Here is a 13,590-nt window from a genome sequence, read left to right on the forward strand (position 1 = left end):
TAATGCAGCAATGGAAGTTGAACCTGACCGTATTATGGTTCGGTAACTTTCTGGTTATGGCAGGAATGACAATGGTTGTCCCTTTCCTCGCCCTTTACTTGCAGCATGATATTGGTCTGACCAACCAGCACCAGATAGGCATATGGGCTGGGTTAATCTTCGCTGCGAACTTTGTAACGTCGTTTATTTTCCAGCCGATTTGGGGCAAATACGCGGACAAGTATGGACGCAAAGTGATGCTTCTTCGCTCCGGATTCGGGATGGCGATCGTTACCGTGCTTATGGGATTTGCAACTAGCCCTGTGCACCTTTTGATTCTACGCTTATTGAACGGAACAATCTCTGGCTTTAACCCTGCTGCGGTTGCGCTCGTATCCGCAACTACGCCGAAGAAGCGAATCGGCTTCGCGATGGGCGTGCTTCAATCCGGCGGGGTAGCCGGGAACATCTTAGGTCCACTGATTGGCGGGGTATTGGCGGATTGGGTCGGTTATCGCCCCATATTCTATATTACAGGTACCCTGCTCTTCTTGGGCTCCATGCTGGCACTCTTCTTCGTCAAAGAAAGCTTCGACAAAGAAGAGGCAATGAAAGCACCTGAGGTATCGGTTATGGAGGGCCTTAAACAGCTTAGCCATATTCCTCAATTAATGTCCTTGTATGCGGTGACATTCCTGCTTCAATTCGCAATGATTGCTCCGATGTCCCTGCTGCCGCTCTATGTGCAGCAGCTTCATGGCACCACAGCGAATCTCGCCTTTCTAGCGGGGCTCGTCAGTGCGATAGCAGGATTATCGAATATGGTTGCTTCGCCGATTCTCGGCAAGCTCAGCGACCGAATAGGCTCAAGCCGTGTGCTTAGGTTATCGCTCATCGGCGCTGCCTGCACACTAATTCCGCAGGCCTTCGTATCGGAAGTCTGGCAGCTCATTGCAGTGCGATTCTTGCTCGGGCTGTTTATGGGAGGTCTCCTGCCTTCTGTTAACGCCCTGATCCGCAAGTTCACACCAGACGGCATGGAAAGCCGCGCATACAGCTTCAACAGCAGCACGATGGCGCTCGGCAATACAATTGGTGCAGTGATCGGCGGATTATTATCCGGCCTTATTGGCATTGAGGGCTTGTTCATCATGTCTGGGATCTTCCTCATGATTAATGTGGCCTGGGTGCAATTCTCCTTTCATCGAACGAAGAAAGTTTCGGGGAAACCTCTCTAACTGCAGGAGAGTTATCCCTTAGGACCGGACATGCAGTAACCGTTACTCAACAATATAAGGTCACCTAGAACAACAGCCTATAAGCAGCAAGGGTTGGCGATATTCATTCGCCAACCCTTGTTTGTTTCACTCGTGTTCTGTTTGGAATTCGTTCTTATACCGGCAGAATGCCGAGCACATTTAAAAATACAATCATAATGGCAATAGGAATGATATATCGAAGCAAGAAGATGTATACGGCCAAGCCTTTTCGCCATAGTCTAGGCTCGCTTTTCAACTCTTCCATTAGCCGCTCGCGCGGGAAGCGGTAACCGACAAAGATCGCAATCAAGAAGACGCCAATCGGCATCAAGATATTGGTTACCGTGAAATCAGCTGCGTCAAACAACGATTTGCCGAAGATCGTCACATCAGACAAGATCCCAAAGGACAAGGCAAATGGAACGCCTACTAGGAAGATCAGTCCTCCAAAGAGCCAGCTCAATCGCTTGCGCTTCAACGACTCATTTTTTGAGAAACCTGCTACTAGAATCTCCAGCATGGAAAAAGCCGATGTAAACGTTGCAAACAAGAACAAGGCAAGAAAGATCGCAATAAAGAAGGATCCGCCGATCATCTGTTCAAACACAGCCGGCAACGTTACAAATAAGAGCCCTGGTCCCTCCGTTGGCTTCATGCCAAGTGCAAACAGTGCTGGAAAGATCGCTAGACCCGCCATCAGGGAGGTTAACACGTTGAGCGATACGACAGATATCGCTGAGCGAGTCAGAGACTCCTTTTTTCCCAAATACGAACTATAGGTAACCATAACTGATACCCCTACGCTTAAGCAGAAGAAGGACTGGCCCAGCGCGTTTAGGATTGCAGACCCTGTCACATTATCAAACCTAGGCATGAGAAAGTAGCGAACGCCCTCCATCATCCCTGGAAGCGTCAATGAACGAATCATTAACACAACGAATAGAATGAACAAGCCAGGCATGAGAATTCGGCTCGAACGCTCAATCCCGCGTTTAACCCCCATTCCTACAACAAGAATGGTAATGATCATAAAGCACAGCTGAGCTAATACTGCGAAATATGGATTTGCAACGGTCTCGTTGAATAGTTCACCATAGGAGTGACCTGAGTGAAGCAGTGCTCCAATCAAGCTTCTAGCAAAGTACAAGAGAATCCAGCCGCCAACCACGCTGTAGAAGGATAACAGCAAGAAGCAGGTCCCCATCCCCAAATATCCAACCCAGTGCCACTTCGTTCGTGGTGCAAGTTCCTTGTATGCAGAGATCGCTTCTTTGCCCGCGCTTCTTCCGATAAAGAACTCAGCGAGCAGAAGCGGCATTCCGATCAGCAGCGTAAATAGAATGAAAATGAGGAAAAAAGCTCCTCCTCCGCTTGTCGCCACGGTATTCGGAAATTTCCATATCGCTCCGAGTCCAATTGCAGACCCTGCTGTGGCTAGAATGAAGCCCAGCTTAGACGTCCACTGTTCCTTTGTTTGCATAACACGGTTTCCCCTTCATTCATGATGTTCGATCTACGAGTGCTAGAATGGCAACCAGTTCATTCCATTCAAAAACACCATTAACACGATTACTGGCAATATATAGCGAAGCAAGAAAATATACAGCGCAAGTCCCTTTTTCCACTTTGGAGCAATCGCGTTCCACTCTTTCTCCAATCGCTTCCTAGGAAAGCGGTAGCCCACAAAAATACTGATTAGGATAACCCCTATCGGAAGCATGACGTTGGACACAGCAAAATCGGCCCATTCGAATGCTGTCTTTCCTCCAAAGGACAGCTCGTCCATCCCAAAGGAAAGGGCAGAAGGAATGCCGAGCAGGAAAATGATGATCCCGCAAATCCAGCAATACAGCTTTCTTTTAGCTGCATCCCCTTTGGAGAAGGCCGCAACCACAATCTCAAGCAAGGAGAAGGCGGAGGTCAGCGTTGCAAACAAAAATAGGATCAAGAAAATCGTAATAAAGATCGGACCATACGGCAGCTTCTCAAACATCGCAGGCAGCGTGATGAAGAGCAGCCCCGGTCCATCAACGGGCTTCATCCCTAAGGCAAATAATGCAGGAAAGATCGCAAGCCCTGCCATCAGGGATGTCATTAAATTCAGTCCGACAACAGATAGTGCTGGTCGCCCAATCTGCTCATTCTGATTCACATACGAGCTGTAGGTGACCATGCACGAGCCGCCGACACTTAAGCTAAAGAATGATTGGCCTAATGCATAAAGAATGGCTTCTCCCGATAATCGACTGAAGTCTGGCTTCAGGAAATAGGCTAAGCCTTCTCCCATGCCAGGCAAGGTCAACGAACGAATAATTAGCACCACAAATAAGATAAATAGTCCCGGCATCATAATCCGGCTTGCCTTCTCAATGCCCCCCTTTACGCCTCTCGCCACAACGAGAACGGTCAAAAGCATAAAGAGAGCTTGAGAGCCTACAGACCACAGCGGGTCAGATGTCGTCATCTGAAAGACTGCACCATATTCATCCCCTGTGTGGATCAATTGGCCAGAGATTGCACGCAAAAAGTACAGCACAATCCAGCCGCCAACTACACTATAAAACGAAAGCAGCAGTGTACAGGTCGCCATGCCGAGATACCCGATCCAATGCCATTTGCTGTTCGGTGCGATCTCTTTATAGGCCGATACAGCCTCCTTGCCCGTACTGCGTCCAATGGAAAACTCAGCTAACAGCAGCGGAAGTCCGATTCCGCATGTAAACAAAATAAAGACAAGAAAAAAAGCGCCGCCTCCGCTCGTTGCTACAACATTGGGGAACTTCCATATCGCCCCAAGTCCAATCGCGGCTCCTGCTGACGCAAGTATAAACCCTAATTTAGACGTCCACTGTTCGGATGTTCTCATCTGTCTACTTCCTTTCTGTCTCTTCTCTGCTGTAATCCTAAACTCTACTCCGCTATGGCTTCATCTGAACCCGTGCGTTTTTTTGCTATCATATCATATGGATTCGTACCGAAAACAAGGGAAATATTACCCAACCCCAACCAACCAGCATTCAAGACATGCTGCTACCGTACAATGGCAATAGCTAACCCGTCATATGCTGGCAGCATCGTTGTCTCAAGACGCTTGTCCTGCGCAAGCAAGGCGTTGAATTTGCGAATCGCTTGCACGGACGGTCCCTGCTTATTCGGGTCAAGCGTACGCCCGCGAAGAAACAGATTATCGACAACGATAATCGCACCTTTGTGAGCTAGCTTCAAGCAATACTCCAAATAGTGAACATAATTCTCCTTGTCTGCATCGATAAAGAACAAATCATACTGCTGCTGTTCCTCCACAAGAATAGCAAGGCTGTCTAACGCTGCACCGATTCGATATTCAACATGATTTCCAAAACCAGCTTCCTCTAAATTCTGCTTAGCCAGCTTTGCGTAATCTTCTTTCAGTTCAAGCGACATAAGCTTGCGCTCCCCTGTTAGTCCGCGCAAAATGCATAGACCGCTGTAACCGCCAAGTGCGCCGATCTCAAGCGCACGCTGAGCCTTGCTCATTCGTCCAAGCATCGTCAATAAGCGGCCGTATCCGACTTCTACCGAGATATCCGGCATTCCGCACGCCTTGATTCGTTGTTGAATTCGTTCAAGCTCCTTATCGGGAGCATATAGTCCATCTAAATATTGTTCTTCTATTCTATTGGTCATCTTTTCACAACCTCCTGCAATTATGATATGATGGTTCCCGTATGAACACAAGCAAGATACGCTTAGAACGGAGTGAATCAAACGAATGAATCAACCTTGGACACTGATCGCGACTGCTGCAATGGGCATGGAGGCCATTGTAGCTCAGGAGCTGCGCGGTCTTGGTTACAACGATATAGAGGTTCAAAATGGACGAGTTCTATTCAAAGGCGGGCCGATCGATATTTGCCGTGCCAACCTATGGCTTCGTACGTCTGACCGTGTACTGGTCAAAATGGCGGAGTTCGAAGCCACTACCTTCGAGGATTTGTTCCAAGGAACAAAGTCGGTTCCATGGCATGAGTGGATCCCAGTGGATGGGGAGTTCCCTGTTGAAGGCCGTTCCCACAAATCGCAGCTTTCTAGCGTGCCTGCTTGTCAGGGCATTGTAAAAAAAGCGATCGTTGAACAGCTGAAGGAGCACTATCATACCGAGTGGTTCAAGGAAACGGGGGCCTACTTCCGAATTGAAGTCATGCTTCTGAACGATATCGCGACACTCGTCTTAGATACGACCGGCCCTAGCTTGCATAAGCGCGGCTATCGCAAAGACTTGATCGGACAAGCGCCGCTTAAGGAGACGATGGCGGCAGCCCTTGTGCTCTTAAGCCGCTGGAACCCAAGCCGCCCGCTGTACGATCCATGCTGCGGCTCCGGCACGCTCTTGATCGAGGCTGCTATGATCGGCTGGAATGTTGCGCCTGGGCTTCGCCGTTCGTTCCCATCTGAGGCATGGCCGATCATTCCGGAATCAGCTTGGGAAGAAGCAAGAGAAGAAGCTTTCGATGCGGTTCGGGACGATATCGATCTGCAGATTATGGGCTCAGACATCGATCCAGAGGCCATTGAGCTTGCGAAGAAGGCAGCGAAGAGCGCAGGCTTTGGCCGTGAGATCAAATTTGAGGCGCAGCCTGTTGCAAAAGCTAGACCTGAAGGCGAATACGGCGTCATCATCACCAATCCGCCTTATGGCGAGCGTCTCTCCGAGAAGCATGAGGTTGAGAAGCTCATTCGCCAAATGGGCTTTATGATGAAGAGACTGTATACCTGGTCCTTTTTTGCCATCAGCCCTAGCCGTCAATTCGAGCATTACTATGGTGCCCCGGCAACGAAGCGCCGCAAATTGTACAACGGGAATATTGAATGTCAGTACTATCAATATTTCGGACCTTTGCCGCCTCGCAAGCCGCGTACTGAAGAATAGAATCCTATCTCTTTACTTGGTTGAAGGTATAGGATAGACACCAACCAAAGGAGGGGGACCATGCGTCAACCTTATCGTACATCCTTTGCGTATTCATCAGGGCGTCCCCCATCTCGATGGTTCACCTTCGGGGGATTGTCCTACCTTTTATTTATAGTCTTTATGCTGTGGAAGTGCCTCTGGCTTAATCATTTGCTGGCTATTCCCAACATGGCTACGGATCGATACGATGTTATGGTGAATCTAGGCGCTCTGCTTATTCTGGGAGGCTTGACTATGTGGCTGCCATCGAGATGGCGGCCACTTGTGTTGTTTGTCATGAACCTGCTGCTCACCTTCTTGCTGTATGCTGACTTGGTATATTTCAGGTACTTTCAGGACTTTATTACAATTCCTGTCCTGCAGCAGACCGGGCAGGTAGGAGAGCTCGGCGGCAGCATAGCTGCGCTGTTGAGCTGGAAGGATCTTTATTTCTTCTTGGATTGGCTATTGCTCCTGCCGCTTTGCATCCGAGAGATGCGAGCGATCCGCAGGACTAGCTATCTGAATTCTCGAGCATCCCTTCATTTTCACAAGCCATCATGGGGACTTCGCTTCCTCCGTCGCTCTGCAGCTGGACTGGTAAGTCTAGCAGTAGGAGGCATGCTGCTCTTCTATCCGATTCACCACGCGACGACAACATGGGCAAAAGGTCTGTTTGACGGGAATTGGTGGAGTGCGTCCCTTTATAATATTACCGGCATTTACGGCTTTCATGGTTACGATATCGCTCGATATGCAGAGGATCATTGGCTTAATAACAAGAGGTTGTCTGAGGATCAAGTTCATCAGATTGAGGTGTGGTTCGAGGAGCACCAGGATCAGCTTGCAGGGCCTAAAGCAACTTTTGGCAAATATAAAGGAAGCAATGTCATTATGGTTCAAGTGGAAGCTTTGGAGAATATCGTAATCGGCAATAAGCTGAACGGGCAGGAGATTACCCCCCATCTCAATCAACTGCTGAAGGAGAGCCTTTACTTTAATCGCTTCTATCACCAAACGGGGCAAGGACGTACTTCAGATGCTGATTTTAGCGTGCAGTCCAGTCTTCATCCACTGCCTGCCGGCTCTGTATTCACACGCTATCCGAAGCATCAATATGATGTTCTCCCTACGATTCTAAAGGAGAATCATTATACGACAGGAGCCTATCATGCCTATGAGGCGGGGTTCTGGAATCGCAATATCGTCTATCACGAGTTTAACTATGATTCCTTTATGAGCAAAAAGGACTATGCTATGGATGATCCGCTTGGCTGGTCCTTAAGCGACGCCTCCTTCTTCCGTCAGTCGCTTGAGCGGATGAAGAAGGAGCAGGCCCCCTTCTACAGCTTTATGATTACACTTAGCAGCCACCATCCTTACACGATGCCTAAGCAGCTGCATAAGCTGTCTGTTGATCCTTATGAAGGTACGATATTCGGCAATTACCTGCAAGCTGTGCACTATGCGGACGAAGCGATCGGCTCTTTTATCGAGGAGCTAAAGGAAAGCGGCCTATGGGATCAATCCATCTTCATTCTATATGGAGACCATGACAATTCCATTCCCGACAAAGAACCTGTGGAGGCCTTGCTCGGACAGCCGATCAGCGACCTGAAAATGAGAGAGACGAAGCAGCAGGTGCCGCTTATCATTCATTTGCCTGATGGTGCAGAAGCTGGCACGTATGATCGAGTAGGCGGCCAGATGGATGTAGCGCCGACCATTCTTCATTGGCTTGGCATAGATGCATCAAAGATGCACTTTATGGGATCGCATCTTCAAAATGAGCAAGCGCCATTAGTCGTGCTTCGCGACGGTTCTTTTACGAACGGGAACATCACCTATCTCCCTTCCCCAGATGGAATCGTTGAGAATGGAACCTGCTACGACGTTAATACGGAGGACATACTGTCAGCGGCTGCTTGCAGCCCGCTGCAGCAGAAAGCCTCCTCAGAGCTTCAAATATCGGATTGGCTTATTACGTATAACTATCTGGAGATCATAGCTAAAAAATAGATTGCATTTTACAGCTAACCAGAATAAAGTCCTCAATCTAAAAAGGTTGAGGGCTTTTATTTTTCTTGAAATGTTCCCTCGACTCTAGCTTTTCCCTAAAGCTGCGGGTGTTGGACTTGATGTGCATGAATTCTCATGATCAACAAATTAGTGAAATCATCTCTTAAATTCATTGCCAGCAAATAAAAAAGGCACAAACACCTAATGGGTTTGCGCCTTATGATTGAAAACATATTCGTTTGTGCAATGATGAATAAAAAAGTGCCATGAGGCAAGGAATGCCTACGCAATGAACGATATGATCCTTGCTGACTTCTTATATCCACGGCGTTTATGACCAAGATGACATTCGGGCACCGTCAATCCCTTTACACGCACCCGCCTCGATCCAACCAGCTTTTTGGAAAGAAAGAGCCAATCTGTGTTCCCTTGTCTTGCTCCAAAGCACGTGTATACACATATTCGCCTAACGCAATATCAAGAATGCCAAGCCCAAAAGCACTGTATACGACAGGCTTGCCATGTTCTCTAGGACGAGCATTGCCAAGCAGAATATCACCAAGCGTGCAGCGGATAAATGTTCGATTCCCTGAATGCTGCTCTGCCAAGTGAACGGAAGTCTGTGCTCGGCAGCAGTGGTCAACATCATCAACGACGTTATCGACGGTAAGAATGGCCTCCGCACTGATATCCCGGAGCGAAGTATGCAGAATCACCGAATCCGGCTTCAACATAGTCAGATCATGGATATGCGGCTGTACAGCCGTTGTGGCAAGAGAGATGACGTCCGCCTCAGCCAATATTTCTTCCATATTCGACTTCAATACAATTTGAATGTCACTTGCGTATTCTTGGCATTTGCTTCGATATTGCTCTGCTCTTGCCAGATCGAGATCATAGACCAACAAGGTCTTCATTTCCGGTCTGACACTTCGCAGAAAGCGGAATGTCTCATAATTAATAAGTCCGCAGCCAATCATGCCAGCCACATGAAGCGGCTTATCCTCAAGCAGCCGATCTGCTGCCAGTGCCGCACCTGCAGCTGTTCGCTGTGCGCTAATCACAGAGCTTTCCATAATCGCCTTCGGTCTTCCGTTCTCCATTGCATTCAAAATAAGCGTTGCAGATGCCCGTTCAAGGCCTTGATGTATGTTATCGGGGAAAGAGGCTATCCATTTCAACCCAGCGACGTTAAAGTCTCCTCCCAGGTAAGCCGTTAACGCAATAATACGATCGCGTTCGCGTTCTGGAAAACGCAGAAAGGTCGAATGCGGCAGCTCGCTATCGCCAAGGCTGTGTGTCTGATAGGCGGCTTGTACAAGTCGAATCGTGTCCAGTTCCTGCCCAAGCAGGATGTCTACGATCTCATCGCCTGTGAGCAATACCATTTGCCCTTTTTCAATCGCTACGCTATTCATGGACTCTTACCCCTTTTAAATGTGATTGGACCCACTCTTCTGAATACACCGTATCCATATACCGTTCACCGCTGTCTGCAAAGATCGCCACACAATTGGAGTTGTCTCGGATCTCAGGCGCAAGATGCATGATCGCAGTAATGATCGCACCAGAGGAACCTCCGGCTAGAATGGACTCCTGCCTAAGCAATAAGCGGCATCCCTCTACGCATTCTATATCCGTGACATGCACCTGACGATACTCCATGCCCGGCTGAAAAAGCTCCGGCACTCTTGCGGCACCGTGTCCCGGGATTAAGCGCTTCGCTCGTCCTTTGTCACCGAAGATCACGCTTCCTTGCGCATCAACGGCCACGATCTTGGTCCGTAAGCCATGCTGCTGGATGTACTCATAGCAGCCACGGAATGTCCCGCAGGTACTGACGGAGAGGAACAAATAATCAATCTCTCCATGAAGCATAGTCATGATTTCATTCATCAAGTGACGATGAGCCAAAGGATTATCCAGATTGGCATATTGATTGCACCAAAAGCTGTTCGGTGTCGTTTCTTTAAGCCAGTTCACACGATTAATTCTCGCCTGCAAATATTCGCCCGTGATCGGGTCAGGCTCTTGAACCATGTCAATAATCGCGCCATAGGCTCGCAGCACTTTTATCGTCTGCTGGTTGGTCTTAGGGTCCAGCACACATATAAAGCGAAGCCCCAAATAATTGGCGAGCTGCGCGAGTCCTACCGCCAGATTGCCAGAACTCGATTCAATGATGGTGGTGTCCTCATTAATCTCGCCCCGCTTCCAAGCTTCACGAATCATGCTTAGCGCGGTGCGATCCTTAATGCTCGATCCAGGATTGTACATTTCAAGCTTGCCATACAGATTAAATCGATTCCCTGGAATAATCCGCTCCAGCTTCAGCAGCGGGGTGTTGCCAATCAAAGACAAAACTCCATGATCGGGAAATGCGCGCAGTTCCGTTGAATTTACCATTCTTTCACCACTCTCCACCTCATATGGCTTCTCTTTGCTATAGCTGTACAACCATGTCCTCTCGCTTGTCGCCTGCTTCCACCCAGTATCGTTTTTTAAGAAACGGATATGTGGGAAGAGGGATTCGATAGGCGTCTTCAGATCCCATGCATGACACCCATGCCACAGCCTTGCCCGATGTCCACTGCTGCAGCAGCTCTCTTGCGCTGTACTGCTGCTGATCTGCAGACAACCGGACCTCATGATGAATCGCGTCATCTGACCATAATGCTGACTCGTGCTCATCTTCTCTAACCTTGCCTCTCAAATATTCATAAGCAGGCAGCTTGCCTTGTACAAAAAGAGAGAGTTTGTGATGAAGCTCCTTCAATCCAGATGCTGTTAGACCTAGCCGCTCCTCAAATTCCTCTCGTCCGACTTGCAGGGTGTACGCGATATCCTGAATTCGATACGGGCGCGATGCTTTGCTGAGAGAAGCGTGATGTCGCTGCAAGTGCTGAAGAGGGATGTCACTTGGCAGGTCATGAAGCAGAAGATTCTGAACAAAAGCAGCCAGATCGGCTGCATATTGATAGAGCGACTGCTCATTCTTGGCCGATAGCGGGATGGCATATTCCTTAGGAGCAGCTCCAATTCGATCATCCTCATCCGACCATGCCCCCCGTCTATCAACGTGTTCCTCAACGATGGCATGAGCGATAACTCCTCCGCCTCCAAAAGAGCTAATTCCTGCTCTCCGCGTCATGCGCCTTCCCGCATCGTACATACTGTCCTGCCACGGCGTATTTGATTGGACAATATATAATGGACTATCCTTCAGCTCCAGATAAGGATTCAGTTCTTGAATGTTCCTATTGCCAGGTATAACGCCCTGCTGCATGGACATGACGATCTTGACGAGCCCCGCCAATCCGCTCGCCGCTTCCATATGACCAAGGTTGGATTTGACAGAACCGATGCCGCAGGTGAACGCAGCTTTAGCCTCAGGCGATACTTTTTCCAACAGCTCCACCATCGTTCGACTTAAGGCATTGACCTCTACAGCATCTACCAAGCTAATGCCCGGTCCGTGCACTTCAACATAGCCTAAGGTACGGATATCAACGTCATGGCGTCCGTAGGTCTCTTTGATCAGATCGGACTGCGAGGTTGATTTGGGCGCTGTAAATGCGCTGGAACGGCCGATATGTCGCGTGATGCAGCCTCTTACTACCGCATGGATATGATCCTTATCGGCGAGCGCAGCTCTGAACGGCTTAAGAACAACCGCAATGACGCCTTCCGATCGGACGTAGCCATCTGCATCTTTGTCAAACGTCTTGCAGCGGCCGTCGCTGCTCAGCTTGCCGAGCTCATCAAATACAGTGAACAGCCGCGGGCTAAGGATCAGATTACTTGCGCCGACAATAGCCACATCGCATGCACCGCTTCGCAGGGCTTCCATTCCTCGGCTTAGCGCGGTAAGCGAACTTGAGCAAGCTGTATCAATCGCTTCGCTAGGTCCTGTCAGATCAAAGTAATGCGAGATCATGTTCGGAATCAACGTCCGCTCCATCCCCGCGGCAGCATGTAGATCGGCATTATGCCCGCTCTCTCGCAGCACATCCATATAGTCTGTGTAGGCCACAGCCATGAACACGCCTGTGTGGCTAGCGGACAATTCCGACATTCTATACCCAGCATCTTCTACCGCCTTCCAAGACGTCTCCAGCATCAATCGCTGCTGCGGGTCCATCTGACGGGCTTTGTCCTCAGGCACGCCAAAGAAGCCGGCATCGAACTTATCCACGTCGGCAATGAACCCACCCCATCTTGCTTTCGTTTCGTCACCCGAGACGTCTCGCCAGCTCCAACGTTCGGCAGGAATTTCTGTAATCACTTCAATCCCTTGAACAAGGTTGTTCCACATCTCAGCAATGCTGCTTGCCCCAGGGGTACGAGCATCCATGCCGATGATCGCAACGGCTGAATCCATCCAGTCTTCATCCAGATCTTCTGCAATAGACGGATCCTCATCTATCGCACGCTGCTCAGCAGTATCGAAATGCGGAATAGGGTTGGTAGAGTGGGACGCTACTGCGGCTGGAGCATGCCGAGCAGCATCGTTTAGAGCAGGAATTCCGGTAGAAGCAGGTTCTCTGTTAACATCACCTTGCATTTGCTGCAATCGTTCCGCATATGCAAGCTTTAACTGTTCCTGACAATGGTTTAGAAAGTAATGAATAATGCCTGACGTTGAAGCAAAGTCAAAAAACTGCGGCGGTGCAATTCGAATGCCGTACAATTCATCCAATCTGGCGCTTAGCGATATGAATTTAATCGAGTTGAATCCGCTCTCGATCAGATTAGCTCTTCGATCAAGCTGTGAAGCATCGAGATTCATCATTTCAGCGATAACCGCTCCGATATCCTGATCCAACAGCCGCTGAAGCGCAGCTTTAAGCTCTTTGTCCGGTAGCGGCTTAGAAATGGATACCTGATCTAGCTCTGACATTCGTTCATGCACGGCTTCATTGCACACACGGTCGATGTTCATTACCTTTGGAGCTTGACTAGTGGACTTTAAACTCTCTGGTCTATTAAGGAAAGCAGTTGTGTCGGTATCTGCTGAGCAAGTCCCGTTTCGCCCTTTGCTTACTCCATACTGCTCCTCGATATCATGAAGGGAGGCAGTCGTTAACCATTTGCGATCAATCTTGCCATTCACGGATAGCGGATATTGGTGCAATCTCATCCAAATTGTAGGCACCATATATTCAGGCAAGGCTTGAGCCAGCAGATGTTTAAACGTAGGCAGTATGTTCTCGCTCGATTGTGAAGCTGAACAGGTATCCGCTGTCCATAACGCTGCTAGCGTTTTATCATCCAAGGCATCACCTCTCGCTACAACCACCGCGTCTTGGACGCCTGGAAGCTTCTGCATGGCCGCTTCTATCTCCCCTAGCTCGATACGGAAGCCGCGAACCTTGACCTGGTAGTCGATCCGACCGTGATATT

Annotated in this window: 9 protein-coding genes; 3 read left to right on the forward strand and 6 right to left on the reverse strand. The window is 49.1% G+C overall.

Going from position 1 to position 13,590, the window contains the following annotated elements:
• The first annotated feature begins 2 nt into the window (after window positions 1-2).
• Window positions 3-1,217 (forward strand): MFS transporter, encoded by a 1,215-nt coding sequence (locus I2H74_RS03380; protein ID WP_195571632.1) that lies wholly within the window; start codon window positions 3-5, stop codon window positions 1,215-1,217.
• A 154-nt stretch (window positions 1,218-1,371) separates the two neighbouring features.
• Here the strand turns inward: I2H74_RS03380 and I2H74_RS03385 are convergent, their stop codons facing one another.
• The 3 genes from I2H74_RS03385 to I2H74_RS03395 form a co-directional block, all read right to left on the reverse strand.
• Complete coding sequence (locus I2H74_RS03385; RefSeq protein ID WP_195571634.1) at window positions 1,372-2,718, reverse strand: sodium-dependent transporter; 1,347 nt, start codon at window positions 2,716-2,718, stop codon at window positions 1,372-1,374.
• Between the two features lie 42 nt (window positions 2,719-2,760).
• Window positions 2,761-4,104 carry a sodium-dependent transporter gene (locus tag I2H74_RS03390; RefSeq protein WP_195571635.1) on the reverse strand — a complete coding sequence of 448 codons (1,344 nt, stop codon included), beginning with the start codon at window positions 4,102-4,104 and terminating at the stop codon, window positions 2,761-2,763.
• Window positions 4,105-4,268: 164 nt separating this feature from the next.
• Window positions 4,269-4,904, reverse strand: coding sequence for an O-methyltransferase (locus tag I2H74_RS03395; protein WP_195571637.1), 636 nt, complete (start codon window positions 4,902-4,904; stop codon window positions 4,269-4,271).
• 85 nt (window positions 4,905-4,989) lie between these two features.
• On the opposite strand from I2H74_RS03395, the gene I2H74_RS03400 reads away from it, so the two are divergent.
• Together I2H74_RS03400 and I2H74_RS03405 are read left to right on the forward strand one after the other, a co-directional pair.
• Window positions 4,990-6,147 (forward strand): THUMP domain-containing class I SAM-dependent RNA methyltransferase, encoded by a 1,158-nt coding sequence (locus tag I2H74_RS03400; RefSeq protein WP_195571638.1) that lies wholly within the window; start codon window positions 4,990-4,992, stop codon window positions 6,145-6,147.
• Window positions 6,148-6,207: 60 nt separating this feature from the next.
• Entirely contained in the window at window positions 6,208-8,187 is a 1,980-nt protein-coding gene (locus I2H74_RS03405) for an LTA synthase family protein (protein ID WP_195571640.1), read from the forward strand.
• Between the two features lie 368 nt (window positions 8,188-8,555).
• On the opposite strand, the gene sbnB is transcribed toward I2H74_RS03405, so the two are convergent.
• The 3 genes from sbnB to I2H74_RS03420 all read right to left on the reverse strand — a co-directional run.
• A complete protein-coding gene (gene sbnB / locus I2H74_RS03410; protein WP_195571642.1) occupies window positions 8,556-9,605 on the reverse strand; it encodes a 2,3-diaminopropionate biosynthesis protein SbnB in 1,050 nt (349 codons plus the stop codon).
• Window positions 9,598-10,593: a 2,3-diaminopropionate biosynthesis protein SbnA gene (sbnA, locus tag I2H74_RS03415; protein ID WP_195571644.1), complete on the reverse strand. Its 996-nt coding sequence runs from the start codon at window positions 10,591-10,593 to the stop codon at window positions 9,598-9,600. Before sbnA ends, sbnB begins: the two co-directional genes overlap by 8 nt.
• Before the next feature lie 37 nt (window positions 10,594-10,630).
• The coding region (locus I2H74_RS03420) for a beta-ketoacyl synthase N-terminal-like domain-containing protein (protein ID WP_229106310.1) at window positions 10,631-13,590 on the reverse strand (2,960 nt) is incomplete at its 5' end.

The sequence above is a fragment of the Paenibacillus sp. 1001270B_150601_E10 genome, assembly GCF_015558675.1.
GTDB lineage: Bacteria > Bacillota > Bacilli > Paenibacillales > Paenibacillaceae > Paenibacillus_B.

Bases quoted from the DNA above. Each gene is read 5' to 3' on its own strand.
- I2H74_RS03380 (WP_195571632.1), top strand. From the start codon at position 3: ATGCAGCAATGGAAGTTGAACCTGACCGTATTATGGTTCGGTAACTTT.
- I2H74_RS03385 (WP_195571634.1), bottom strand. From the start codon at position 2,718: ATGCAAACAAAGGAACAGTGGACGTCTAAGCTGGGCTTCATTCTAGCC.
- I2H74_RS03390 (WP_195571635.1), bottom strand. From the start codon at position 4,104: ATGAGAACATCCGAACAGTGGACGTCTAAATTAGGGTTTATACTTGCG.
- I2H74_RS03395 (WP_195571637.1), bottom strand. From the start codon at position 4,904: ATGACCAATAGAATAGAAGAACAATATTTAGATGGACTATATGCTCCC.
- I2H74_RS03400 (WP_195571638.1), top strand. From the start codon at position 4,990: ATGAATCAACCTTGGACACTGATCGCGACTGCTGCAATGGGCATGGAG.
- I2H74_RS03405 (WP_195571640.1), top strand. From the start codon at position 6,208: ATGCGTCAACCTTATCGTACATCCTTTGCGTATTCATCAGGGCGTCCC.
- sbnB (WP_195571642.1), bottom strand. From the start codon at position 9,605: ATGAATAGCGTAGCGATTGAAAAAGGGCAAATGGTATTGCTCACAGGC.
- sbnA (WP_195571644.1), bottom strand. From the start codon at position 10,593: ATGGTAAATTCAACGGAACTGCGCGCATTTCCCGATCATGGAGTTTTG.